Source organism: Marinobacterium sedimentorum (assembly GCF_024267675.1).
GTDB classification, from domain to species: domain Bacteria; phylum Pseudomonadota; class Gammaproteobacteria; order Pseudomonadales; family Balneatricaceae; genus Marinobacterium_A; species Marinobacterium_A sedimentorum.
The window spans coordinates 1-209 of record NZ_JALDYX010000230.1; the positions used below are offsets into that span (position 1 = coordinate 1).

At 59.3% G+C, this 209-nt stretch carries 1 protein-coding gene; it reads left to right on the plus strand.

Annotation, left to right across the window (positions count from 1 at the left end):
- Positions 1 to 209 (plus strand): hypothetical protein (locus MRS74_RS23905; protein ID WP_254582771.1); only part of this gene is annotated, 209 nt, incomplete at both ends.

A 209-nucleotide genomic window follows, 5' to 3' on the forward strand; every position in this document is an offset into this window, starting at 1 on the left:
CCCCTTCGAAGCCATCGCCATCGGCCCCGCCTGTGCCAGCGTGAAAGACCGCGATATCGGGTGGCGCCATTACTACTTTATCGACGAACTCCGGGTCAACGAACGCACAGCGTTCGATCCTGAAGTCAGCGGCCCGATACGGGTTACGGGCAATTCCGTTTGCGACGACAACATCTTACTGGAAGGAGATGCCCGCGCCGGAGCAAGTT